Here is a 26,419-nt window from a genome sequence, read left to right on the forward strand (position 1 = left end):
GCACGACACTTACCTACCCCGCCCTCGTATCGTAAAGTAAATCCTGCCGATGCACCTATATTTTATTTATCTTTAACTTCTGATACCCTGCCTTATATACCGTGGACTATTACGCCGAAACAATTATGGCTGAGCGTTTATCAATGTTACCGGGTGTTGCACAGGTACAAGTTTACAGCTCACAGCAATATGCAGTGCGTGTACAGGTTGATCCGGTTAAAATGGCAGCTAATATAGGGCTTGATCAAGTATCAAATATTATCAGCTCTGCTAACGTTAACTTACCTACCGGAGCTTTATACGGTAAAGATATCTATTCAAGCATTAGAGCCCCCGGGCAATTACAAAATACTAAAGAATATAATGAGTTAATATTAACTTATAAAAACGGTAATCCGCTTTTTCTTAAAAATATCAGGAAAACCATTGATAGTGTAGCTAACAATAAAATAGCTGCTTGGTATAGGGATAAGCCTGGGGTAATACTTGCTATTCAGAAACAACCGGATACTAATACTATTGAAATAGTCGACTCTATAAAAGAAGTATTGCCGTTACTTCGTAGGCAAATCCCTGAGGGCGTTAATATAAATATTATGTTTGATAGGTCAATTTCTATCAGGGAATCGGTAAATGAGAGGGTGTCAGAAAGTTTATGTAAGTTATAAAAATAGTTAAGAATAAAATTAATTAAAACAACTTACATGAGGCTAATATGAAAAATAAGAGCAAAGTATCAAATCCAACTATAGAAAAAGTAGTATCAGAAATACTATCACAAAGTGATCCATCTGAGATATTTGGCAAAGAAGGGATATTTCAGGAAATTAAAAAGCAGATAGTAAATAAGATTTTAGAGAAAGAAATGGAATCTCATATAGGTTATGAGAAACATTCTAAAAATGAGAAAGACTCAGATAACAGACATAATGGCAATTATGAAAAGACTCTAATAGATCCAGAAGGTCGTAAATTGAAAGTAGAAGTGCCAAGGGATCGGGACGGAGAATTTGAACCTCAACTAATTCCAAAAGGAGTGCGTAAATTTGAAGGATTTGATGATAAAGTAATATCCTTATATGCTCGGGGAATGACCATTAGGGAAATACAATGGCACTTAGAAGAACTATATGCCACCAAGGTATCATCTGAGTTAATATCAAAGGTAACTGATGGTATTTTAGAGGAAGTAACTGCCTGGCAGAATAGAGCACTTGATAATGTATATCCTATAATGTACTTAGATTGTATTCATGTTAAGGCAAGAGATAATCATGTAATAATAAATAAAGCAGTTTATATAGCTATTGGAGTGAATATGGAGGGCAAGAAAGAGCTATTAGGAATTTGGATAGGCAAGATGAAGGGTCTAAATTTTGGATGCAGGTAGTAACAGAACTTAAGAATCGAGGAGTTGAACAAATATATGTTGCATGTGTTGATGGTCTTAAGGGTTTTCCAGAGGCGATAAATAACATTTTTCCAAAAACCATAGTGCAGTTGTGTATTGTTCATATGGTAAGAAATTCTGTAAAATACGTATCATACAAAGATTTAAAAGCGGTAACAGCTGATTTAAAAGCAGTTTATTCTGCAATAAATGAAGCAGAGGGATTAAGAGAATTACAAAATTTTGCCAAAAAATGGGATGAAAAATATCCAGTTATTTTTGACATATGGCAACGAAATTGGTCTGGCATAGCTCCATTTTTTAGCTTTCCGGAAGACATTAGAAAAGCGATTTACACTACTAATGCTATTGAATCCACTAACCGTCAAATTCATAAAATTATTAAAAATAAAGGAGTGTTTCCAGATGACAAATCGATTCAGAAAATAATCTTTTTGGCGTTGACAAATGCCTCTAAAAAATGGACAATGCCTATTAAGAATTGGGCGATGGCTTTAAATCAATTTGCAATCCTTTGTGATACTACTTTACAAAATTGGGCAAATGGAGAAATCATACTTACACAAAGAATCTGACAGACCCTTAAATGATGCCAATTTTACGATGCTCCTCGCTTTAATACTCGTAGTGATTGCTATATTTCTCTTCCTACATAATTTACGATCCGTGATTATTCCAACTATTGCCCTCCCCTTATCAATTGTCGGTACTTTTGCCTTTATGTACTTATTCGGTTATAGCATAGATAATATGTCTTTAATGGCTCTGACCCTTGCAATGGGGTTTGTAGTAGACGATGCAATAGTAGTGCTTGAAAATATCACACGATATATGGAAAAAGGCAAGAATAAAATAGCAGCATGTATTAACGGTACTAAAGAAATAGGTTTTATTATAGTATCAATGACTTTATCCCTAATGGCGGTATTCATCCCGATATTATTTATGAGCGGAATTTTAGGGAAATTACTGCACGAACTTGCCGTTGTTATTACTACCGCTATTTTGCTTTCGGGAGTTATTTCAATAACCGTAACTCCTATGTTATGTAATGTATTTTTGAGGGATGAGGAAAAACAACGTCATTGCGAGGAGCGAAGCGAAGCGGCAATCTCAGGATAACAAACCGAGATTGCCACGCAGTCTACGACTGCTCGCAATGATGAGTTATTACTAACAGAAAAAGCCTTTGAATATGTCAAACAAAAATATGGTAGCAGCCTAAAAATAGTAGTAGAGCATTCAAAAACTACTATGCTTATATTTCTCTTAGTAATTATCGCAACGGCTTATTTATTTGGAAAAGTACGTAAAGGCTTTATGCCTGATTCCGATATGGGATAAATCTTAGTTTTTACCGAAGCCGCTCAAACTATTTCTTTTGATGCGATGGTAAAAGAACAACAGCAAGTAAGCGATGTATTACTTAAAAATCCTAAATAGATTCATTCTTTTCGGCAGTCGGTGTTTCAGGTAGAAACTCTGCCGTAAATCAGGGTACGATTTTTATTAGTTTAAAACCTCGTGATCAAAGAATAGGTGCCGACGCTGTTATAGATCAGTTACGTTCAAAACTAAATCATTTAGTAGGTTTAAGGGTATATATCCAAAACATACCCACTATTATGATCGGAGGACAGGCCACAAAAAGCCAATATCAATATACTATGTAAGGACTCGATCAAGATGAGCTATTTAGTTTTGCACCGAAATTAAAAGACAAGCTCGTAACTCTTCCGGGTTTTATTGACGTGACCTCGGACTTACAAATAGCACAACCACAAACTTTAGTGCAGATTGATAGATATAAAGCTGCAAAACTCGGTATATCAGTCGAGCAAATCCAGAATATCTTATACACAGCTTACGGTGCTGAGCAGATTTCAATATTATATACCCCAACAGCTCAATATGACGTTATTTTAGAGCTAGATCCTAAATATCAAACAGATTCGTCAATGTTATCTTTAGTCAATATTAACTCCGCAAACGGCAATTTAGTACCGTTAACGACACTTGCTAAAATTGTTAATACTGTTGGTCCTCTTAGTATTTCACATTTTGGATAATTACCTTCAGTTACTGTATCATTTAACCTACAAGATGGATATTCAATTAGTGATGCCATTCAAAAAGTCAATGAAGCTATAAGAGAACTTCAAATGCCGGCTACGATTACGGGAAGCTTCCAAGGAACGGCTCAGCAGGCATTTCAGTCATCTTTTTCCGATCTTGGCTTATTGCTTGGGCTTGCCGTTATAGTTATTTACATTATCCTTGGCATGTTATATGAAAGCTTTGTGCATCCTATAACCATACTTTCAGGGCTACCTACCGCTATTTTTGGAGCATTGTTTACTTTAATAGCGAACTTGATATGTACGGATTTGTCGGGCTTATTATGCTAATCGGTATCGTTAAGAAAAACGCTATTATGATAATTGATTTTGCTCTAGAACTTGAGAGAACCGGCAACAAATCTTCGCATGAAGCAATTTATGAAGCATGTATAATAAGATTCAGACCGATTATGATGACTACCTTAGCTGCATTAATGGGAGCTATGCCTATTGCCCTTGGAGTCGGAGCAACAGGAGTAGAGAGAAGATCACTCGGGCTTGCAGTAGTCGGCAGGCTGCTTACATCGCAATTACTTACTCTTTACATCACACCGATAATTTTCCTATATTTAGAAGCAGCTAAGAAATGGTTAAAGCATAGCAATTATAAAGCTGAAATTAGAAACTACCCAGAACTAAATTGGAAATCTTAATGTGTAATTATCTAGGTTCTTATTGAGTCTCTCTATATTTATATTAAAATAATTAATAAAAATTAATAATTACTTGATAAGTAATTAATATTTATCCTATTCTAAAAGATAGGAATAGCGAAAGGAGATTACTGTATCAAATAATTCATATCTAGACAATTGGATAGAAACAATAAGTAACCTTAATAATACGTCTGAAGTAGAAACTTCACAATATAGTACTAATGATTGGATATATCTGAGTTTCAATATTATCGGTGTAGCACTTATACTTGGACTTCCTATTGGATATGCCGCTTATAAATCAAGATGTTGTGGTATAGTAAAACCATACAAGAATTAAAATGTTCGGGAAATGATGGAACGGGCGATAGCACGAGTATTAATTGTGAATAAAGATGTACTACTAATAGCAAATTACTTTTGTAATTTACTATTAGTGTTATATCAAGCTTGTTCAGTATTCGGCACCGTTTTCTCTGCTCCAGCAACCGTAATTTCATCACTATCATAATTAAATGTGTCCGTTGTGTAGAGGGGGTAGACGGTACAGGCGATTTATTTACTAACTCAGAAGACTTTTGATCTAAATAGTCTCTGACCTCTCGTTTACCAAGCAATTCCATAACATCATTTTTATTACTCTCTTTTATATATGCTTCAGGAATATATGCCTTTATATATTCTATATCAAAGGCGTTTTTTAATAAATAAGGTGATAAAAATTCCAATATACCCTTACTACTTTTTTTATAACTAGTAAATGAATAAGCAACACAAATGCTGTAGTCATTTAATTTATTACAAAATTCTTGTGTCTTGTCTGTCAAATATTGTTTTGCAGATTCTACAGCTTTTAAAGCATATAATATCTATTCTCTTGTTGCTTGAATAGAAACATCATCTGAAGCCATCCCGTAAGCTTTTTCAAGCTCTTGATCTTTAAAATGTAATTTTTTTATTAATTCTTTTATTTCAGTAACAATAGGGTTTTGAAGGCCTTTTATAGAGGTAAGACTAGCAGTACTTGCTGAGAGTTTACTTTTCATAATATACCTATTAATAAATTTAACATATTTACTATATTCAGATATTAATTTTTATTAATAAATAATAATCTTACTTAAAAAATAATAAACCTATTAAATAATGATAAATATATCACATAGTATGCCATTCCTATGGAAGCAGGAATAACCTATATTATATCGAACAAGCATTACTGCCGTTATCATCATCTTCACGGATAAATTTTTGCTTTACCTTAGAATTATTATTATACGGCTTACTATTTTTTACCGGTGGATAATTTACAGGCTCATAATTTGTAACGGGTGGTGCATAATTTTGGTTTACTGTAGCATTTGGACAAGTATATTTTGATATATCACGCCTAGTTTCTCTAAGCATTGCTTTTATCTGATTTAATTCCTCTTGCATCTTTTTTTCTTTATCACTATCGTCTTTTCTAATCTTTTTATTCGCTCTACTTAAAGTCATATCATCATCGGATTCAGCGAAGCCGGCTTCTGCTTTTTGCCTTGCTATATCCCTTTTAATCATCTTAAGATACATTTCACGATTTCTCTTTACAGGATCGATTCTCTCTCCTCTTAAAGGACTATCGCTATCATAGTCCTCATCATCGTCGTTATCATAATCAAGATTATCTTCTACTATATTCTTTTTAGCCAAAGTAATATATTTATCATTATATACAGGTTTTCTTTTGCCGCCTTTAGCACCTTTACTATCAATCAATCTATTATTTGCGGATCGTTGAAAATAGCTTCTAAAATTATCGGTACAAGCTGAAAGTAAAAACATTCCTAAAAATAATATTATAATTTTTTTTAACATATATTTATATTATTCCAAAACTTTTATTAGACTTCCTGCATAACGTAGCTAATAAGAAGGAATTTGAAGGAGACACGGAATACAGAACCGCAGCATACACTTAGTACGTGAGGATTCAAGTACCGGATCGACATACAAATTACCCTTAGAAGCAAGTTATGCAAGAAGTCTATTATGATTAATGCCATATAATAGCCAAACTTGCAAGAATAAAGAGCCGAACTTCTGTGTGCTTAATTAAATTATTGTTATTTTGAGGTATTTTTTATCTACTTCGAGTAAATGAAGAGTTAGTATACGAAGATCAACTTCAAAAAGAGCAAGGAATCCACAAGACGAGGAGCGGAGACTTAATACGTGAGCACCGCAGTACTTGTAGGATGACGTAGCCAATTTTTAAAGTTCATCGAGTATACACCTCTTCTATTAGGTTACTTAATAACTTATACCCTTCTTTTCTTCTTTTTAATAAATTTTGTGAAGCATCCTCTAATATCTTGGGATTACTTATCAAATCGAGTATTTTATCTGCTAATTTTCCTGCAGAAATATTATTCTGCTCTAAACACCATCCTGCTTTTTTATCTTCCAATAATTTTGCATTGTAATATTGATGATTATCCGCAGCACTAGGCAGTGGAATAAAGATTGCCGGCAACCCTATATAGGTCAATTCTTCTATAGTAGATGCTCCTGCTCTTGAAATCACTAAATCGGCTTCTTTATATTGTAATGCCATATTATCAAAAAATTCGGCAAATTCATAAGTAATGTTTAATTTCGAGTATATATCTTTTATTTTTACTTGATCATCTAATGCTGCTTGCTGGATTATATTTAATTCAAGACTTGGCTGTTTTTGCATCAAAATTTGGATACTTGCAGGTATCAGCTCTGAAAATAACTTAGCTCCTTGACTACCGCCGAAGATGAATATAGTAAAAATATTATCTTTGTCATTCCATGGCTTGACCACGGCATCAAGTCTCTTTATTAAAGGTTTTTTGGACCCCGTGGTCAAGCCACGGGGTGACATTTCTAATTCTTTATTTATAACCTTTAACTCCCTAATATTCCTCCTAACTATCCCACCGGTAACTACTATTTTACTTTTTGCAAATTCCGGTAAATTCTTTACGTTTTCATAAGAAATAGCTATCTTTTTAGCAAAGCTTGCAAAAAATTTATTAACTTTTCCAAGGTAAGAATTCTGTTCATGAATTATAATCGGTACTCTTAAAAAAATTGCCGCAAACATTGGAGCTACAACAGGATAACCGCCAAATCCTACAATGACGGAAGGCTTCATATTATATAATAATCTAATAGCTTTTAAAACCGCAATTGATAATCTCGGTAAAAACAAAAAAATATTACTTGATCGTTTTAAATCTAAGATATGAAAAATTACTTTCATATCCTGATTTATATATTTTTTGCATCTTAAATCAGTAATAAAATGAACTTCATACCCACGTTTCACTAATTCTTCCCCAAGAGCGACTGCCGGAAAAAAATGCCCGCCCGTGCCACCTGCTACTAAAACTATTTTTTTCATATTTCAATATTACGAATTTTGTATGAATTTAAAGGTGTTCGGTGCCTTGTAAAGCTAAGAAGCATACCGGTAGCGATAGCTATTGCAAGCGTTGAAGAACCACCGTAACTAATAAACGGTAATGTCATACCTTTAGTAGGAAGTAAATGTAAAGTCACACCCATATTAATTATTGCCTGAAGCCCTAATTGTGCAATTATACCGCTAGCAGCAAATTGTATAAATTTATCTGTTTCGTTTAATAATTTAATAAGACTTCTTAATACTATAAAAGCAAATATACCTATAACAATAAGGCAAATAATAGCTCCAAATTCCTCACCTGCTACAGCAAAAATAAAATCCGTATGCGAGTCGGGTAGTACCTGCTTTACTGCTCCCTCCCCTGGACCACGTCCATATAAACCGCCATGCTCAAAAGCCTTAAGAGACTTACTAACTTGATAATTCTCGCTACTATCGGGATCTAAAAATGAATTAATTCTTTGCGTTACGTGAGGTAACCAAAAATAAGCAATAGTTACTCCTATCATTCCTAAAAAACCCGCTAGAACAATCCAAAATATCGGCATACCCGCAATAAACAGCTGAATACCGAAAACTGCCGTAATCATTACAAGCATTCCAAAATCCGGCTGAAGAATTAAGAGAATAGCAACAATAGAATAAAGTATTACACAAATCGTAAAACTTGGAAAATCATCATTAAATTTTAGCGATAATATCCAGCCCGTAACAACTGCAAAAAACGGTTTGATAAATTCCGAAGGCTGAATAGATAGACCTAGAATATTAATCCATCGCACTGCCCCTTTTACTTCATAGCCAAAAAATTTAACTGCTATTAATAAAACTATACTAGCAATAAACCCAACTATTGCAAAACGCCTTAACCATTTTTTATTAAGACATGAAAATAATAATATAAGCCCTGAAGCGGCAGCTAAATAAAATATTTGTCTAGATGCAAAATAACTTTCTTCAAGCCCTATTCTACTTGCTACTGCCGAACCTGAGGTAGTAACAAGCATTAGACTAAAAGCAAATAAGATAATTAAAGAAATTATTATTTGCCTATCGGTACTCCGCCACCATAATTTTATAAAGTTATTAGATATTTCGTTATTCATATTATTAGTTATTCAATTATGGCTATATTTATGATGTTATTGCATGGATCAATAAATTCAGTATGTCATACCGTAACTTGTGAGCTAGATCTAGAAATACAATTTATAATATTAATAATTATATTATGAACTGGACCCCGTGGTCAAGCTACGGGGTGACATCTGTTTATAGATTCCTGCTTCCGCAGGAATGACATTGAGAGCGGCACACAATTTTATAAACAATTCTCCACGCTCTTCAAAATTTTTAAACTGATCATATGAGCTACAACTAGGTGCTAACAAGATATTTTTTACCTCCGCGTTATCACCTACTGCATCCTTATAAGCAAGATCGAAAGCCTGCTCAAGATCATCACATATTACAAAATCTACTATATTTTTAACCGTATCTGCAAACATTTCTTTAGCTTGACCATAAAAATAAGCTTTCTTAATTTTACTGAAATAAGGCTTTATTTCCTCAATACCACCCTCTTTAGGGATTCCTCCCACAAGCCAGTAAATATTATCGAGTGCTTTAATTGATTGCACGGCAGATATGGCATTTGTTGCTTTACTATCATTGTAAAAACTTATATTATTTATACTACCGATATATTGCATTCTATGAGGTAAACTTTGAAAACTACTTATAGACTCAAGTATTTTTTTAGGTTCTACTCCTATTATTTTAGCTACTGCATAACTTGCTGCAATATTCTCACAATTGTGAAGTCCTTGCAAATTTTTATTAAACGATAATTTATAACTTATATCATTATCTTTAATTTTATCATCAACTACCGAAATACCGTTTTCAAGAATTTTAGTAACCGAAAAAGGAATTAGTTTTATACGCTGCTCTTGCTGTAATAGCATAAAAATCTCACGACAATAATCATTATCGATATTAATTACTGCATAACTCTCTTTATCCATTCGATTGAAAATCTTAGATTTTGCTGCAATATAACCGGTCATGTCTTGATGTCTATCCAAATGGTCGGGAGTTATATTAAGAAGCACTGCTATTTTAGCTGTAAAGGTTTTTACTAGATCTAGCTGAAAAGAAGACAATTCAAGTACATACCCATCCTTACTTGCTTTAGCTTGCAAAGCAGGAACTCCAATATTACCTGCAACCGGATAGTCTAAACCATTACTATTTAAGATATGGCTTATTAAAGCAGTAGTAGTACTTTTACCGTTTGTACCGGTTATAGCTATAAATTTTAAGTTTTTTGATTTTTCAAATAATAAGTCTATATCGGAAGTGATTGGAATATTAAAATTTTTTGCAATATTGACTATCTCATGCGTTAAAGAAATTCCAGGACTTAAGACAATTTTGTCTAAATTTTGCCATCTTGAATCAGATAAAGCAGCAATAGCGGTTTTACTATATAATTCTTCAAATATATCTCTATTTGCTTTTAAATCATCATAAACAATTACATCATATTTATTTCGCAATTCCTCGTAAACCGATATACCGGTTTTACCAAGCCCAAAAACACCTATTTTTTGTTTTGTATGAGAATTCATGAGTTAAATATAAGAGGATTTGATCTTTATCGTCATTGCGAGCGGTCGAAGACCGCGTGACAATCTAGAAAAATAATAAAGACATGCTGATTTTCAGCATTTCTTACTGGATTGCTTCGTCAAACTGGCAGTTTTTCCTCGCAATGACGAAAAAATAGAAAAATCTTAGTTTATATCTTGCATTAATGCTTGCTCACCTTCATTAAATTCACCTTGTCCTTTTATATTATTATAAGTTGGTTTACTATTCCCAGGATCAGGTAAATAATAATGAGGCGGAACTTCTAGTGCTTTAGCACGCTGTACTTGATACTCATTAGGTCCGGCTGTTGATATACCTACGGTTTCTTTTAACTTTTTACTACAAGCAGAAGTAATTAATAAAACAGTAAATAATAAAAAAATCTTTTTCACTTATACACCTTTAATTTAAGTTATATTTTATCGTCATTGCCTTGTTCGACATTACGAATTTTTTCAGCCATAGCTTCAATTTGAGCATTATCATAATTCCCTTTAGCCTTTTCTTCAATAACTTTTTTAGTACTATAATAATCTTCTATTAAGATAATGACTCCTATTATAATAAAGCAATCAGCTAAATTAAATACGGGGCAGCTATAATTCTGATAATGAAAATGGATGAAGTCAAAAACTGCTCCTCTAAAAAATCTATCCATTAGATTACCGACGGCACCGCCGATTACAAAGCTATAACCTGCAAAACTCCCTATCGTTTTTGAACGTATCATCAAATAATATAAATAACAGACAATAAGCGTGTTCGTTATTAAGAAAATAGCATTACTATACTGATAATAATCATGCATTAATCCAAAACTAATACCGTAATTCCAAGTATAAACCATATTTAAGAAAGAAGTAACCTTAAGCATTAAGCCTGGCTTCCATCTCAAATTATCAATAAACCACCATTTGCTTAACTGATCAATAATCACTAAGGTTATTATTATACGACTACTACGAGCGAATGTTAGAGAGAATGTTTTTAGTAGTAGGAACATAGATGTTTTGTGAATGAGTAATAAATAGATGTCTCTTATATTATTTTTGCGTGGATACCTAATCGTCATTGCGAGCAGCTGTAGGCTGCGTGGCAATCTCATCAAATATCCTGAGATTGCTTCGTCAATTACTTCGTAATTTCCTCGCAATGACGATTTCTTTACAAAGAAGTTTTAACTGTCTTAGCTACTTGTAATTCCTTATCAAGCTTAACATTTAAAGTTTTTATTTCTTTTTTAAATTGTTTAAATTTCTCTAAATCTTTTCCGTTCAGTTCTATACCAGGTGTTGTTTTAACTGACATAGGATTAACATGTTTGCCGTCAATTTTAACTTCATAATGTAAATGTGGACCTGTAGCTCTGCCAGTACTTCCGACATATGCTATGATTTGTCCTTGTTTTACGATACTTCCCACTTTTAAATTTTTTGCAAAATTTGAAGCATGAGCATAAGCAGTAGATAGAGTACCGCTATGTTTTACCTGAATAAATTTTCCATAACCCGACTTCCAACCTATTTCCGTTATAACTCCGTTTCCTGCAGAATATATAGGCGTACCGGTTGGAGCTGCAAAGTCAACCCCCTTATGCATTTTAGTATAACCGAGTATCGGATGCTTTCTATTACCGTAATGTGAAGAAACTTTTATAACTTTTAGCGGAGTTTTAAGTAAGCTTCTTTTTACGCTTTTACCGTCTTCAGAAAAAAATGCATGATTATTTGCGTTATTGTCATGGGAATAACGATATATATTATATTCTTTCCCTGAAAGATTTAATGAAACATATAGAATTTTACCGTGGTGGGAAAATTTACCGTCTTCCGTTACGTATTTTTCCGTTATTACGGTTGCAGTATCACCGCTTTTTATGTGACGCTGAAAATCGATTTGATAGGCATAAGCATTAATCAGCTCTATTATACTATTATTCGATAAACCCAGTTTTTTAAGGGCTGACATAAAATTTGATTCAATACTTACCGACGATTTAGCAACTTTTTTACTCAAAGGTACTATAATTTCTTCAACTTTAAAATTATCACCTTCTCTAATTACTTCAATAGTTTTTAGCTTATCGATAATTATAACGATTTTATTTAAGAATATTACCTCTGAGGTTAAATCTTCATCCTCGTTTTCGGTAATTTTTGTTTCATATTCAAAAGTAATTTGCTGCCCTATTTTAAGAGCAGAAGATAATTTACCTTCTTTTACTAAACTTACAATTTTTTCTATTTCATTTTTAGGGATATTTTGTTCTATCAAAATTGACTTTATAGTATCGCCTTTTTTTACTACTACTTCTTTAAATGAAATTGTTTCTTCTTCACTACTATCAGGTTGTACTAAAGTTATGGATAAAGTGTCGTTAACATAATTATTAACGGCAAAAGAGACAAAAACAACTAATCCTATAAATAATAATAAGGAGGCAGAGGTGAGGATTTTCCTGAGACGTGCACTAATAAAAGATGATGGTAATATGCCATTAAAATCATAAGATAGTGCAGTATCATTCATTAAAAATTGCTCTGAAGATTATTTGAATCAATTTTTCATTACTAATAATAATATGAACTATATACAAACAAATTACAATAGAAAATTGTAAAATTTTGTTTTATTTCTGTTTTATTAGTTTTTTATTAATTAAAATTAAATTTTTTATATAAGTTAATTTTTGTTAACTTATATAGATGAAGGTTATGCCTAGACTTTTCCTATTTTTATTAATTTTTATAAATCTTATATCATGTTCATCTAACTATAATTCTGTTAAATTGCCCAAAATAGAATATTATGAGAATATTTCTTTAAATAAAAACTGTCCTATAAATAGTGAAATAGTTCTAGTAGGCGGTTGTTTTGATTTATTACATTACGGTCATATAGAATTTCTATGCAAAGCTAAAAAACAAGGTAAATACTTAAAATCGTTGCTTTAGAGCCGGATGAAACAATTATTAAATATAAAAAACGTCAACCTATCTATAATCAATTACAACGAGCAAAAATTTTAAGTTCTTTCACATTTGTTGATAAAGTACTTATATTACCTAAACTAAAAGATTTTAATGATTATGCTCGGTTAGTGCAAAATATTTGTCCTTCTGTAATCGCTGTAACAAAGCACGATCCTCAGTTAATAAATAAACAAATTCAAGCCAAATTAATAAATGCAAAAGTAATAGAAGTTATTGACTTACTACAACATCCTAATATAGGTACACTTTCTAGCTCAAATATTATTAAAAATATGTAGTTTTTACAAAAATTTATCGATTTTTACTTTAATAAAACTGTATATACATTTATATTAATATAGAAATAACTTTATATGTGCTATGAAAAATATTATTGCTTTAATTTGTTTTTTGATTGTTAGTAGTAGCTGCTTTGCTTCCGAGCCGTTACCTTGGCAAGTAACGTTCCAGCCGCCGGCAAGTCCGATTATGGAGGAATTACATCATTTTCATAATTTTCTGCTTTATATCTCAACAGCTATTGTTTTATTTGTTGCCGGATTACTTGGCTTTGTATGCATCAGATTTAATGCAAAAAATAATCCTGTACCGGCAAAATTTTCACATAATGTTTTAATAGAAATAATTTGGACTGTGATACCTATAATAATTTTAGTTATTATTGCAGTGCCGTCTTTTAGAATATTGCGTCATGCCGAAAAAATACCCGAAACGGATTTAACTATTAAAGTAGTAGGTTATCAGTGGTATTGGCACTATATATATCCCGATCACGATAATCTAGAATTTGATAGCGTAATGATCTCTGATGAGAATCTAAAGCCCGATCAAAAAAGATTACTGGATGTTGATAATCGAATTGTTATCCCTGAAAATGCTACTGTAAGATTTCTCATTACCGCAGGTGATGTAATACATAGTTTTGCCGTTCCATCGCTTGGATTTAAAATAGACGCAGTTCCAGGCAGAATAAACGAAACCTGGACAAGAGTGGCTAAAAAAGGTGTATATTATGGACAATGCTCGGAGCTTTGCGGTATTAATCACGGCTTCATGCCGATTGCTATAGAAGTAGTAAGCAAAGAGGATTTTGACAATTGGATTGCAAGCAAGAATAAGACGGCTATGAATGGCAAGAATCCAAAATTATTATATAGATAAGAATTTAATAATTTGCATTATTAATATAATATGTATATACTAAGTATATACATATTATTGACGGTAAGCTTATGAAAGCTCAAATTCAACAATGGGGAAATAGTTTAGGAGTTAGAATTCCTCAAGTTTTAGCTAGAAAACTACATTTTAAGCAAGGAATAGTTGTTAATCTAGAAATAACTGATGATGGTTTGTTTATTAGTGCTAAAACCTCTGAATTAGATATTTTACTAGATGATATTACTGATGCTAATCGTCATCATGAGGTATTTAATAGCGATGATACGGTAGGTAATGAGTCATGGTAGCTTATATACCTGAAAGAGGTGATGTAGTTTGGCTTGATTTTGATCCTCAAAAAGGTAATGAAATTAAAAAAATACGACCGGCTATTGTGCTTAGCACCTACAAATACCACCTTAAAAGTAATCTTGCTTTATTTGTCCCTATTACTAGTCAGATTAAAGGTTACCCATTTGAAGTAATAATAAATATAGATTCTATAAATGGTGCAGTATTGTGTGATCAAATTAGATCTATGGATTTTAAAGCACGTAAAGCAAAAAAAATTCTAAGCTTAAATAATTCACTTGTAGATGAAATACTATATAAATCAAAACTATTACTTTAAATTTTTTAATATATGACTAACCACAATAACCCTTATCCCCATCTTGTCCCTAAACAAGCGAAAGAAACAATATTTTTAAAACATTTTATCCATAATCCAAATATAATAGTCGGAGATTACACTTACTTATAATGACGCTAACCACCCTGAGAAATTTGAATATGAAAATATCCAAGGGGCTTATTTTATTAAATTGATTATAGGAAAATTTTGTGCTATTGCTATGGGTACTAGTTTTATAACCGATGATATGAATCACCCGATGGACGGGTTTTCTACTTATCCTTTCTTTATTTTTGAAAACTGGAATAATTATACGCCTTCTCCTAATAAAAGAAGAGATACCATTATCGGAAACAATGTATGGTTTGGTACAAACTCTACCGTTTTGCCTGGAGTTAATATAGGTGACGGAGCAATTATCGGTGCTTGCTCAGTAGTAGCTAAAGATGTACCACCGTATATTATAGTTGCCGGCAATCCTGCAAAGGTAATACGCTATAGATTTCCTGATGAGATAGTTGAGCCATTACTTAAAATTCAATGGTGGGATTGGGATTATGATAAAATCACTCGCAATATTCCGGCCATTGTCGGAGCAGATATCAAAAAATTAAAACAGGCTGAATAATAATTATGGATATAACTATGAACGAGCTAAACCACGATGACCACCATCCCCCGCACGGTTGGAGGCGGTGGCTTTTTTCTACCAATCATAAAGATATCGGCATTATGTATATCATATTTGCCGTTTTTGCTGGAATTGTCGGCGGTTTATTCTCACTGCTTTTCAGGTTAGAGCTTGCAATGCCCGGCGGCACTTTCTTAAATCATGATTTCCAGCTATATAACGTGCTTATCACGGCACATGCGGTTATTATGGTATTCTTTATGATTATGCCGGCTTTGTTTGGTGGTTTTGGTAACTATTTTGTACCTCTATTAATAGGGGCTCCCGATATGGCATTTCCACGCCTTAACAATATCAGTTTTTGGTTATTAGTTCCTGCTTTTCCCTTACTTATAGGATCGGCTTTTGTTGACGGCGGACCGGGAACGGGCTGGACACTCTACCCTCCTTTAAGTAATTTGAGCGGTCACCCGGGAGCAGCAGTCGATATGACTATTTTCAGTTTACATTTAACCGGCCTATCGTCAATCCTTGGATCAATTAACTTAATTGTTACTATCTTTAATATGAGAGCTCCAGGAATGGGGCTTTTTAAGATGCCGTTATTCGTTTGGTCTATATTAGTTACCGCATTTCTAATAATTCTTGCTATGCCGGTACTTGGTGGAGCTATTACTATGCTACTTACCGATCGTAACTTTGGCACTACTTTCTTTAAGCCTGACGGCGGCGGTGATCCTGTATTATTTCAGCATCTATTTTGGTTTTTCGGTCATCCTGAAGTATATATCGTAATACTTCCGGGCTTTGGTATAGTAAGTCAGGTTATTTCAACTTTTTCACGCAAACCTATATTCGGCTATCAAGGTATGGTTGGAGCTATGGTAATAATCGGTTTCGTCGGATTTATCGTATGGGCTCACCATATGTTTACAGTCGGACTTTCTTATAATGCACTTATATATTTCACTGCCGGAACGATGATTATAGCAGTTCCGACGGGCATTAAAATATTTAGTTGGATAGCGACTATGTGGGGCGGCTCGATTACATTCCCAACTCCTATGTTATTTTCGATAGGATTTATTATATTATTCACGATTGGCGGCGTAACCGGCATAATCCTATCAAATTCGGCACTTGATAGAGTTCTGCACGATACATATTATGTTGTTGCACATTTCCATTATACGATGTCGCTCGGTGCTTTATTTACGGCATTTGCAGGCTTTTATTATTGGTTCGGCAAAATATCCGGTAAACAATATCCAGAAATTTTAGGCAAAATCCATTTTTGGATTACCTTTATAGGCGTTAATTTAACTTTCTTCCCGCAGCATTTCTTAGGTCTTGCGGGCATGCCAAGAAGAATACCGGACTACCCTGAAGCTTTCGCCGGCTGGAATATGGTGTCATCGATAGGAGCAGGTATCTCTATGGTAGCTGCTCTTTATTTTGTGTTTATCGTTTTCTACACGCTAAAATACGGTAAAGACTGCCCAAATAATCCTTGGGGCGATGGAGCTGATACGTTAGAGTGGACACTTACCTCACCACTGCCGTTCCATACTTTTGAAACACCACCGCATATTGAGGAGTAAATATATTATATGTAATTCCTACGGAGATGTTATTGCATGGATTATTTTTCCCACTGTCAACCCCATGACTTGATCATGGGGTCCAGCTTAAAATACTAATATTATTAGTATTTTAAATTGTTTTTTAGATACCGTGGTCAAGCCACGGTATGACACCGAACACATTTTCTGATCCACGCAGGAATGACATAGCTGACAGAAAAATAGTAAAACGATAATAAAATGTATAAAAAACCGATAATAGGTGTTACACCTGATTTAGCTCAAAATTGTGAAAAATATACTTACGCTGCTTTTCCATGGTACGCCTTGCGAAGAAACTATACCGATGCGATTATTGCAGCCGGCGGTGTACCGCTATTATTACCTTATCAAAGTGATACAATAGATCGGCTTATAAATCTTCTTGACGGTGTTGTAATTCCAGGCGGTGATGAGGATATACATCCTAAATTTTATGAACCGGAATATGCTGAAGATGTAGTCATTTCCAATGAAGAACGTGATAATTTTGAGATATTAGTTTTAAAGAAAGCATTAGAGAGAGATATTCCTGTTTTAGGTATATGCCGAGGTATGCAGCTATTAAACGTTATTTTTAAGGGTATGCTTATTAAACATATTCCTGATTATATTGAAACTGTAATTAATCATACACAACCTTCGCCTAAAAACATAGTTTCGCATGCAATTAATATAGAAGCAAATACTAAACTTGCTAAAATAGCTAATAATCAGCTACAAACTATGGTTAATTCGACTCATCACCAAGCTGTTAAACAAGTTGGTAATGATCTTATTGTATCTGCAAAAGCAGAAGACGGTATAATTGAAGCCATTGAATCAACGAAACATAAATTTGTTATCGGCGTTCAATGGCATCCTGAATATCTTAACGATAATGGAGTAGATTTAGAATTATTTAAAGAACTCATAAAAGCTAGTAAGTAAATATTAGTTTTCAATATTATCAGATGAACATATTACAAACGCTTTATTATATTCATATCCAAGCGGCCAACAACATACGGAATTTTTAGAAGCGTTCACATACGAAAGTAGAACCTCTACCATTGTCTCCTAGTTGATACTGACCATAAATTACAGGTCCACACTGTTCTTGCCAAGCAATTGAATATTTTACCCGATTATCTTGCACATCCCATTGTTGTAAACAGCCGCTAATAATACAATTTGTTTCAGCCGCAAATAGTTTAACTAATTTTTGTATTACTAAATCTTCTTGTTGTTCTACTTGTATATTATCACAATAAGCTATATGTGAGTTTAAATTATTAGCATAAGCTCGTGATGTTATAGAGACTATAATAGTAAATAATATAATAAAAATTTTCATATGATACCTTATTTATAAAATTTAAATTAATATATTTTAAGATACTTAATAAGAAACTAATAATCAAATATTATTTATTGTACTATATTATCGTTTTAAATAAGATTTGTTTCGGACCTTTGATCTGCTATATTATCGTAAAAAACATTATTTATGGCTGCTGATTATTCTTTTTTGAAACGTTTTGCTGAGTATATCATTGATAAATTAGGTAAAGGTACAGAAGTTCAAATAATATTGCCTAATAATTTCTCATGCCTAGAATTAAAGAAGATTTTAACCGATAAATATAAAATTAAATTACCTATCATTATTCCTTTTAATTCTCTTATTGCAAAAAAAACCGATTCGGATTATGTATCTAAAATAGAAGAACTTCTTATTATATCAAAAATAATTACTGAATATAAAGAATTACCCTTTAATAAAAATGAATCGTTAAAAGCTGCAGAAATTCTAAGAAAATTGTTTAATGACCTTATAATCAATAATATCGACATAAAATTAATTGAAGTCTATAACAATTCTAACTATTGGCAAAAGATTTATAAATTTCTAGAATATTGCTTTTTAAGATGGCAAGAAGAAATATCGTTTACTCAAAAACAAACTAAAGCAGTTTATAAATCAAAGCTATTACAAGAAGAAATAATAAAAATAAAAAAGGGGCATAAGCAGGTAATACTCGCCGGAATATTCAAGCCTAATGTTTTTTTAAAAAGATTTGAAGAAAAATTAAAGGATTACATAATTCACTATAACCCAGCCTCCAAGCAGATTAGCGATGGTATATCTTATCATGAACCTAATGACATTTATGAAGAAGCTACACAAATAGCCTATATATGTAGCAGTAATAAAGATAAACGGATTGCAATCGTTACAGATAATAATAAGCTTAAAAGAGCATATTGTAATTTTTTAGATATAGTCAATTCAGTTGGATTTACATACAAGGAGCGAGAAGCAAAACCTATAACTAATAGGAGAGCAATGAGTGACGATGTAGGAAAGTCCAAATCAATTGACTATAAATATAAAGATCTACTAGGTAATGACTTAAGGCTTACTAATATCAGCGAATTACTAACTTCCATTATTAAAATATTATGTAATAATTTTGATTTAAAACTTCTATTTTTATTACTTAAAAATCCTTTAATTAACTGCCCTACCATACAAAAATTAGAGTTAATGCTATCTAATAAAAACCGTTTTATATCCTCACCGAAATATTTATTGCAATTACAATTTGATAACGAGGATACAAAGGAGTATTGCCGTAACTTAATAGATATTTTATTTACCGATACTCTACATAATATACAAGCTATTCTAACCTTAACTAAAGAAATAGCTGAAAAACTTTTGCCTACTATTTGGGAAAAAGAAGGAGGAATAGAACTACTTGAGTTTTTAACAAATTTAACCGCATATAGTAAACATATAAATTTAACGGATAAAAAGGATTTTCCTAAAATTTTCTCTTTTCTACTTTCTAATATCAAATATTACAAAAATACCGACTCTGCCAATATTATTATAGGATCACCGGAAGATTTAGTATTATGCGAATTTAACTTAATTATATTACCGCATTTTAATAATGAAAATTGGACCCCTACTGCTAAAGCTCACCCATGGCTTAGCAAGAAAGCCTTGCAGATACTAAATATAGATTACGATGAAATCACCCCTACTCTATATTCAGATTACTTCAATTTATTTCTACAAAATAAACAAATAGTTATACTGAATGCTAAAAAATATGATGGGAAGTGGTCAGTGCCGAGTAATTTATTTTTGAAGCTGCAACTTAAGTATGTCATACAGTGGCTTGACCACGGTATCCATGCGATTAATAAAAGTGGCAATATTTTTCTGGATCCCGCGATCAAGTCGCGGGATGACAAAGCAATCCTCAGTACATTTTTCCCAAGCGTCTTATCAGTAACCGACATAGAAACATTAATAAGAAACCCATACGGTTTTTATGCTAAGAAAATTCTTGGACTACGTAAAAAAGATAATATATGGGAAGAGCCTAAAATATCGGATTTCGGTAATTTTATTCATAAAGTTTTAGAGGAATATTCTAAAAATTACGACAAACAATATATTAATTTAAATTTGCTTGATAAACAAAATGCTTTAATAAATATCGGTAATCATATTTTATATAGCACTATTTTACCAACCTATACAAAAAAAACTTGGCAAATAAAACTCACGGCTTTCAGCAAAGCTTTTATTTTATTTGATATAGAACGCCGAAAAAACTGCAAAGAAATCTATTTTGAGGTTAAAGGAGAATTATGCTTAAATATTGCAGATCAAGATATAAAAATAATCGGTATAGCTGACCGAATTGAAATTAATAAATCAAACAATATAACTATACTGGATTATAAAACCGGTGCTATTCCGACTAAGAAAGAAATAGAGCTTGGACTCTCTCCGCAACTTATTATAGAAAGTTTGATGTTACTAGAAAACGGATTTACGGAATGTAATTCTCTGTCCCTTTTATGTCATTCCCGCGAAAGCGGGAATCCAGTTATGAATAACAATATTACTATTGCCTACGTAAAAATAACTAGTACCGATCCCTACATACAAACGACGGAAATAGCTTTAAGCATCGAGACTTTAAATAGACATAAAGCAGGATTAGTAAAATTACTTGAACACTATATTATAAATAAGTTCTTTTCTTATGATTTGAATTTATCAAAATATAATGATTATTTACATTTGAGTAGGTAGAGTTAACTGTAAAAAACGTCATTGCGAGGAAAAACTGTAAGTTTTGACGAAGCAATCCAGTAAAAAATGCTAATTTTTAGCATTTTTTTAATTATTTTCTGGATTGCCACGCTCCTTTCAGTCGCTTGCAATGACGAGGTGGTATCCACGCGGGCAATGCCTGCTCGCAATAGCGTTTACAACCTCATCACTAACTTAAATCCTTTATTTTTAATAATCTTACTATCCGTATTATAAATAATCGGATCGTTAATTTTTTCATGACCGAATCTATTTGTTTTAAATACCGGTACATCTAAACTATCTGCAAAATTACGAAGCACTAACATTGTGTTTTCAGAATCTTTATCAAGTGAACCAAATATTATAGCCTTAACATCCTCAAGCAACCCTGCTTGCTTTAAGTGCAAAAGCTCACGATCTAATCTAAAAGCAACTATATTCACATCTTCTAAAAAAAGAATTTTGCCTTTAGTTTTTATATGCCAATTTGTGCCTATACTAGTTTGCAGCATAGTTAAGTTACCGCCTGTTAGTTTGCCGTTAACAAGATCACTTGATTTTGCTATATCGTTAAGAGGCATTAAATTATCTATAGTAACCTGCTTTACTTTACCTTTTAATATTTCAGCAAGCTTGGTAAAATTACCTTGATCTTTTTCCGACTTTAAGAGATCGGCTATATTACTGCCGTGAATAGTTTTCCATCCCCATTCTTGTGATAGAAAAAGATGTAAAGCCGTTATATCGCTATACCCTATAAAGAATTTCTCTTTATTTGGTTTTGGTAGCTTTAGTAAATCGGGAATTATTCTAGCACAGCCGTAACCGCCTCGTAAACTCCATACTACATTATCAGACTTATCAAATAACGCATCCCGCAGGCAATTAGACCTTACTTCATCGCTACTTGCAAGAAATGGTAACTTGCCTTTGACAAAACACTTAGAGGGAATCTGTAAATTTAGTCCGTTAATATTTTTTAAATCCGATAAAGTCTTATTATCAGCACCTGTTGCCGGAGCAACAACAGTAATAGGGATATCTTTTAGACTATGGCCAGCAGAAAAAGCTGATATTGAAAAGAATAATATTATTAGTAAAGATAAATTTTTAAGAATCATGGAAGATAATTTGTTTTGTGTCATTCCCGCGAAAGCGGGAATCCAGTAACCTTTAATGTCAAATGTCACCTAGTTCGCTTGACTATAGGATCCAAATAAAAATATTATTTTTGGATACCACAGGTACAAGCCATGGTATAACACTGGAAAAATTTAGATTCCCGCTTTCGCGGGAATGACATAAGAAACGAGAACAATATTAAAAAACTAGTCTAAATAAGAATCACCGCCTGTAATCTCTACTTCTTTAGCTTTTATTTCATCAATATTAAGATCGCTATATTCTACAAACCAACTTAATAAGGTTGATGCATTACCAAAAGAATTAATCATATTAACAGTGCTTGATTTATCGATACGACCTTCCTGTATATTATTATATACAAACTGTAATGCTATTTCTTTTTCTAGCGGTTCACGAGTATTATATGGCACTTCTTTTAAAATCATATCCATAAAACCTTTATCAGATAGACATTTCAGAATAGACTTAACTTCAAATTCAGCACCATTAGTAAGCGTTACTTTATCTCCAAGTTTATTCGCCGAAACATCTGATATTTCATCATCTTCAAATTCATCAGTTGAATTTTCGCTCATTCTAAGGTTTTCTATTTTAGTCCATAGCTGTTCAGCTAAATCACAACCACTATCAGCTAGATATTTGTTACTTTCCTCTCTAGGTGGTACAAAAGCATTATCAATAAATTCTTTAACGATCCATTTATTATTAAATTTATTAGAAGCACTTTCTATAAACTCTTCTAAATTATTAGAACCTAACTCTAAGAATTTTTGCTTAAGTTCTAGAGGAATATGACTTTTTGTATCTAACCATATTTGCATTCCTGTTAATATTTCCGCTATTAACTTATTAGTGTCTTGTATCGGTACAGTAATATTATTACTCTTAATAGTAGCATCAAGTGCATTTTTAGTACTAGCATCCAAGTTAGATACTAAGTTTTCATACTGGGCTGGGTTACTTTTAGCTTCTTTTAAAGTTCTTACTATATTCTTAAACATTGGCACTATTTCCGAATGACTACCCGTAGTGCTTGTCATCCAATCCCATTTAAAATATTCAAACCCGCCAGTAGCATGATTTGGAACTTCAACATGTGCAGATTTATGGTCATATTTAATGCCAATTGCATCAAGTTCTTGTTTATATTTCTTTACTTGAGTATTTATATCATTACGCTGCTTTTTAAGGTATTGCTCTATATGTTTTTTCATAATCTCCTCCTTAATTTATGTTTTTTTAGTTCCCATATCATACTTAATATATTACCATATGTCAAAAGTATTAATAAAATTAACTTTTTGATATATCGCAAGCATGTAAGTCACATTTAAAATATAAATTATTATTCTTATTCAAGATTGTTCGGTAAATTTGAATATTTTCAAGTACCCGTTGAACATAATCTCTAGTTTGAGAATACGGTATTAACTCAATCCAGTCAACAATTTTTCTTGTATCTTTTATATCCCTTGGATCACCGAATCTATCGATCCATTTTACTACCTTATGACTTCCAGCATTATAAGAAGCGATAGATAGAATATAGGATCCCTTATGATCATCTAATAGTTTTTTGAAATAATGCGAACCAAGCTTAATATTATATACCGGATTCCTAGTTAAATCTGCTACATTACATTTCATATTTATAGATTTTGCGGTATCACAAGCAGTACCTTTAATAAGCTGCATCAGCCCCATGGCGTTTGCATAACTCACTGCCTTATGGTCAAAGACTGACTCTTGCCTCATTATTCCGTAAGTTAAATGGGATGAAATAGGCAAACCTGCTAGATTATAAGGCGTTGGAAAAGCACAATCTGGAATAAAAGCATTATTTTGAGCGGCAATCTTTGCTACATCAACCATATAATGGGTATTATTACATCCTTTAATAATATTCACAATTATTTGAATTTCTGCAGGGCTTTTAGTATTTTTAATAGCTTCTTTGGAATATATCATGGCTAAGTGGTGTTTATTATATTTAACCAGTAACCTTATTGCTTTAATAATCTCTTTATTTTCTATAGTTTTCCTTTCTTCAGAAGTTATTACGGGAATAGGAGGCAAAACTAACTTTGTCCTATTTAATTCAATATTTGCTACCTGCCCATAAAAGGTAAAAGAATATTTGGCTGCTTGCTCGTAAAATTTTCTAGCCGTTTGCTTATCGCCTTTTGCTTCATAGCTGCGGCCTAACCAATAAAACCCACGTGCCAAACTAATCGGAGTTTTAACTACCTTGATAAACTTATTAAAATGTACTAATGCTTGATCAGGCTTCTTTAAAAAGCTTAAAGAAAGCCAACCTGCAAGCCACTCCTGCTCCCTTATAGTTTCAGGGCAAGTAGCAAAGGGCATCGTTGCCATTCTATAACTGTTGGCAAAATCTTTGTAATCGATGAATTCACGAGCATAATAATATTGAATACGACACCATTTAGCAAAATGTTTACGGTTATTTTTAGCCTTCTTAAATAAAGCAATATCTCCACTCGTCGGTTTTTGCGTTTTTTTAAAATCTAAATAACGATATAATAAACCAGAAGTATAATATTTTTCAGGTATAGTTCTAAAAAGTTTTTCAGCATTTGGCGATTTATTGATAATCGCAATTTGTGCTTTAAAAGAATTATGATAGCATTGATCTACATATTTTAGCGATTGCTCAGCAGACCTAATATCATTTTTCCATAAATGCTCTTCTATTCGCTCTAAATGATCATTTGCCGTTAAATATTTATGCCACTTATTGTAATATGCATTTTCTTCTTCAGGAGTAAAATTAGCATATACCCAAGCCTCTTTAATAACAGGTAGTAATATTTTCTGATCTTTGATTAAACTACTTGCAGCTGCCGCATAAAATTTATAACCTTTACCGGTAAGAGGGGGATGTTTACTAAACCAATCAAAAATTACTTTTTTATTTGTATTATTATTTAGATATTCTTCGGCTCTTTCTTCGAGTAATTTATTTTGAGGCCAATCCGGATTATTGCGTAAAAACCTTATTACTTGCTCAAAACTATTATCTAAATACTTATTATCTAAATATTTCTGAGAAAGTACGATTTTTATTAAAGCTTTATTATTTACCTCACAAGCTAAATCTTCAGCCTGTGACCAGTTTTTTTTATCAATATAGGTAAAAATCTGCTTAATATTATCTACAGGATCAGAATTAGCATTTACTTTTAAAGCTAATAATAAGAATATAGCAATTAATAATTTTATTGTGATTTTCATAAGTTTTATGATTTGTTGCGTGGATACCTAATCGTCATTGCGAGCGACTAAAAGGAGCGTGGCAATCCCAGGAATTTTGTACTGTTTCATGAGATTGCCGCGTCGAGGCTTTGCCTCTCCTCGCAATGACATTTTTAGAATCCTTAAACACCTGTAGAGCCGAAGCCACCGCTACCACGCACTGTTTCCTCAAGCACACTACTTTCTTTCCATAATATACGTTCGTACTTGGATATTATCATCTGTGCAATTCTCATGCCTTTTTCTATAACGAAATCTTCTTTACCGAGATTAATAAGAATCACCTTTATTTCACCTCGATAATCTACATCAATAGTACCAGGCGAATTAGCAACGGTAATACCGTGTTTAACGGCAAGACCCGAACGAGGTCTTATCTGTGCTTCAAACAAATCCGGTAGTGCTATAGCAATGCCCGTTGGAATTAGCTGTATTTCGCCGGCTTTTATTGTTATAGGCTGGTCGTTTGCGGCTATTAAATCCATTCCCGCACTATGCTCTGTAGCATATTCCGGCAAACTGCCTGAAAAATTTTCTAATTTCTTAATTTTAACTTGTGTTATAGTCATA

General features: G+C 32.6%; 21 protein-coding genes and 6 pseudogenes. 13 read left to right on the forward strand and 14 right to left on the reverse strand.

From position 1 onward, the window contains the following. Window positions 1-125 precede the first annotated feature (125 nt). The 4 genes and pseudogenes from RAS_RS10485 to RAS_RS09670 all read left to right on the forward strand — a co-directional run bounded on the left by RAS_RS10485 (window position 126) and on the right by RAS_RS09670 (window position 4,184). Window positions 126-668: an efflux RND transporter permease subunit gene (locus RAS_RS10485; RefSeq protein ID WP_147142391.1), complete on the forward strand. Its 543-nt coding sequence runs from the start codon at window positions 126-128 to the stop codon at window positions 666-668. 47 nt (window positions 669-715) lie between these two features. Next, window positions 716-1,986 (forward strand): annotated as a pseudogene (locus tag RAS_RS03535) (IS256 family transposase). A 28-nt stretch (window positions 1,987-2,014) separates the two neighbouring features. After that, a pseudogene (locus RAS_RS03540) lies at window positions 2,015-2,755 on the forward strand (efflux RND transporter permease subunit). A gap of 158 nt (window positions 2,756-2,913) precedes the next feature. Beyond that, window positions 2,914-4,184, forward strand: a pseudogene (locus tag RAS_RS09670) (efflux RND transporter permease subunit). Between the two features lie 281 nt (window positions 4,185-4,465). Here the strand turns inward: RAS_RS09670 and RAS_RS09675 are convergent. The 3 genes from RAS_RS09675 to RAS_RS03565 all read right to left on the reverse strand — a co-directional run bounded on the left by RAS_RS09675 (window position 4,466) and on the right by RAS_RS03565 (window position 6,044). Further along, window positions 4,466-5,014 (reverse strand): hypothetical protein, encoded by a 549-nt coding sequence (locus RAS_RS09675; protein WP_232049343.1) that lies wholly within the window; start codon window positions 5,012-5,014, stop codon window positions 4,466-4,468. 42 nt (window positions 5,015-5,056) lie between these two features. Beyond that, on the reverse strand, window positions 5,057-5,233 hold the full coding sequence (locus tag RAS_RS08580) for a hypothetical protein (protein WP_172616124.1): 177 nt from the start codon (window positions 5,231-5,233) through the stop codon (window positions 5,057-5,059). A 154-nt stretch (window positions 5,234-5,387) separates the two neighbouring features. Further along, window positions 5,388-6,044 (reverse strand): hypothetical protein, encoded by a 657-nt coding sequence (locus RAS_RS03565; protein ID WP_147142403.1) that lies wholly within the window; start codon window positions 6,042-6,044, stop codon window positions 5,388-5,390. A 2-nt stretch (window positions 6,045-6,046) separates the two neighbouring features. Between RAS_RS03565 and RAS_RS03570 the strand changes: the two are divergent. Further along, window positions 6,047-6,219 (forward strand): annotated as a pseudogene (locus tag RAS_RS03570) (palindromic element RPE1 domain-containing protein); the annotation flags it as partial. Window positions 6,220-6,447: 228 nt separating this feature from the next. On the opposite strand, the gene murG reads toward RAS_RS03570, so the two are convergent. From murG to RAS_RS03600, 6 genes are all read right to left on the reverse strand, one after another. After that, a complete protein-coding gene (gene murG / locus RAS_RS03575; RefSeq protein ID WP_147142406.1) occupies window positions 6,448-7,602 on the reverse strand; it encodes an undecaprenyldiphospho-muramoylpentapeptide beta-N-acetylglucosaminyltransferase in 1,155 nt (384 codons plus the stop codon). Continuing rightward, window positions 7,599-8,732, reverse strand: a complete 1,134-nt coding sequence (gene ftsW / locus RAS_RS03580; RefSeq protein WP_147142409.1) for a putative lipid II flippase FtsW — start codon at window positions 8,730-8,732, stop codon at window positions 7,599-7,601. Before ftsW ends, murG begins: the two co-directional genes overlap by 4 nt. A gap of 123 nt (window positions 8,733-8,855) precedes the next feature. Then, the gene (gene murD, locus RAS_RS03585) at window positions 8,856-10,259 is read right to left on the reverse strand and encodes a UDP-N-acetylmuramoyl-L-alanine--D-glutamate ligase (protein ID WP_147142412.1); all 1,404 of its coding nucleotides are present in this window, start codon (window positions 10,257-10,259) and stop codon (window positions 8,856-8,858) included. Window positions 10,260-10,424: 165 nt separating this feature from the next. Beyond that, a complete protein-coding gene (locus tag RAS_RS03590) occupies window positions 10,425-10,673 on the reverse strand; it encodes a DUF3035 domain-containing protein (RefSeq protein ID WP_010423207.1) in 249 nt (82 codons plus the stop codon). A 20-nt stretch (window positions 10,674-10,693) separates the two neighbouring features. Further along, a complete protein-coding gene (gene lspA / locus RAS_RS03595) occupies window positions 10,694-11,284 on the reverse strand; it encodes a signal peptidase II (RefSeq protein ID WP_147142416.1) in 591 nt (196 codons plus the stop codon). Between the two features lie 161 nt (window positions 11,285-11,445). Next, the gene (locus RAS_RS03600) at window positions 11,446-12,810 is read right to left on the reverse strand and encodes a M23 family metallopeptidase (protein WP_147142419.1); all 1,365 of its coding nucleotides are present in this window, start codon (window positions 12,808-12,810) and stop codon (window positions 11,446-11,448) included. Between the two features lie 227 nt (window positions 12,811-13,037). Here RAS_RS03600 and RAS_RS10720 point away from each other — a divergent pair. From RAS_RS10720 to RAS_RS03640, 7 genes and pseudogenes are all read left to right on the forward strand, one after another. Beyond that, window positions 13,038-13,552 (forward strand): annotated as a pseudogene (locus RAS_RS10720) (adenylyltransferase/cytidyltransferase family protein). 82 nt (window positions 13,553-13,634) lie between these two features. Continuing rightward, window positions 13,635-14,435, forward strand: coding sequence for a cytochrome c oxidase subunit II (gene coxB / locus RAS_RS03610; protein WP_232049346.1), 801 nt, complete (start codon window positions 13,635-13,637; stop codon window positions 14,433-14,435). 71 nt (window positions 14,436-14,506) lie between these two features. After that, window positions 14,507-14,743 (forward strand): AbrB/MazE/SpoVT family DNA-binding domain-containing protein, encoded by a 237-nt coding sequence (locus RAS_RS03615; RefSeq protein WP_147142423.1) that lies wholly within the window; start codon window positions 14,507-14,509, stop codon window positions 14,741-14,743. Continuing rightward, window positions 14,737-15,066: a type II toxin-antitoxin system PemK/MazF family toxin gene (locus RAS_RS03620; protein ID WP_147142426.1), complete on the forward strand. Its 330-nt coding sequence runs from the start codon at window positions 14,737-14,739 to the stop codon at window positions 15,064-15,066. The genes RAS_RS03615 and RAS_RS03620 overlap by 7 nt, the downstream gene beginning before the upstream one ends. A gap of 12 nt (window positions 15,067-15,078) precedes the next feature. Next, window positions 15,079-15,697 (forward strand): annotated as a pseudogene (locus RAS_RS09695) (CatB-related O-acetyltransferase). 5 nt (window positions 15,698-15,702) lie between these two features. After that, window positions 15,703-17,301 (forward strand): cytochrome c oxidase subunit I, encoded by a 1,599-nt coding sequence (gene ctaD / locus RAS_RS03630; RefSeq protein ID WP_147142429.1) that lies wholly within the window; start codon window positions 15,703-15,705, stop codon window positions 17,299-17,301. Between the two features lie 222 nt (window positions 17,302-17,523). Further along, a complete protein-coding gene (locus RAS_RS03640; protein WP_147142432.1) occupies window positions 17,524-18,252 on the forward strand; it encodes a gamma-glutamyl-gamma-aminobutyrate hydrolase family protein in 729 nt (242 codons plus the stop codon). A gap of 85 nt (window positions 18,253-18,337) precedes the next feature. Here the strand turns inward: RAS_RS03640 and RAS_RS03645 are convergent, their stop codons facing one another. Then, complete coding sequence (locus tag RAS_RS03645; RefSeq protein ID WP_147142437.1) at window positions 18,338-18,658, reverse strand: hypothetical protein; 321 nt, start codon at window positions 18,656-18,658, stop codon at window positions 18,338-18,340. Between the two features lie 153 nt (window positions 18,659-18,811). Between RAS_RS03645 and RAS_RS03650 the strand changes: the two genes are divergently transcribed. Continuing rightward, a complete protein-coding gene (locus RAS_RS03650) occupies window positions 18,812-21,424 on the forward strand; it encodes a palindromic element RPE2 domain-containing protein (RefSeq protein WP_147142439.1) in 2,613 nt (870 codons plus the stop codon). 176 nt (window positions 21,425-21,600) lie between these two features. Here the strand turns inward: RAS_RS03650 and RAS_RS03655 are convergent, their stop codons facing one another. The 4 genes from RAS_RS03655 to dut all read right to left on the reverse strand — a co-directional run bounded on the left by RAS_RS03655 (window position 21,601) and on the right by dut (window position 26,418). Continuing rightward, the gene (locus RAS_RS03655; protein ID WP_147144011.1) at window positions 21,601-22,548 is read right to left on the reverse strand and encodes an LD-carboxypeptidase; all 948 of its coding nucleotides are present in this window, start codon (window positions 22,546-22,548) and stop codon (window positions 21,601-21,603) included. Window positions 22,549-22,755: 207 nt separating this feature from the next. Then, window positions 22,756-23,787, reverse strand: coding sequence for a hypothetical protein (locus tag RAS_RS03660; RefSeq protein WP_147142442.1), 1,032 nt, complete (start codon window positions 23,785-23,787; stop codon window positions 22,756-22,758). A gap of 79 nt (window positions 23,788-23,866) precedes the next feature. Further along, complete coding sequence (locus RAS_RS03665; RefSeq protein ID WP_147142445.1) at window positions 23,867-25,828, reverse strand: lytic transglycosylase domain-containing protein; 1,962 nt, start codon at window positions 25,826-25,828, stop codon at window positions 23,867-23,869. 143 nt (window positions 25,829-25,971) lie between these two features. After that, the gene (gene dut / locus RAS_RS03670; RefSeq protein WP_147142448.1) at window positions 25,972-26,418 is read right to left on the reverse strand and encodes a dUTP diphosphatase; all 447 of its coding nucleotides are present in this window, start codon (window positions 26,416-26,418) and stop codon (window positions 25,972-25,974) included. Window position 26,419 lies beyond the last annotated feature (1 nt).

The organism is Rickettsia asiatica (assembly GCF_007989425.1).
In the GTDB taxonomy this organism is placed as follows: domain Bacteria; phylum Pseudomonadota; class Alphaproteobacteria; order Rickettsiales; family Rickettsiaceae; genus Rickettsia; species Rickettsia helvetica.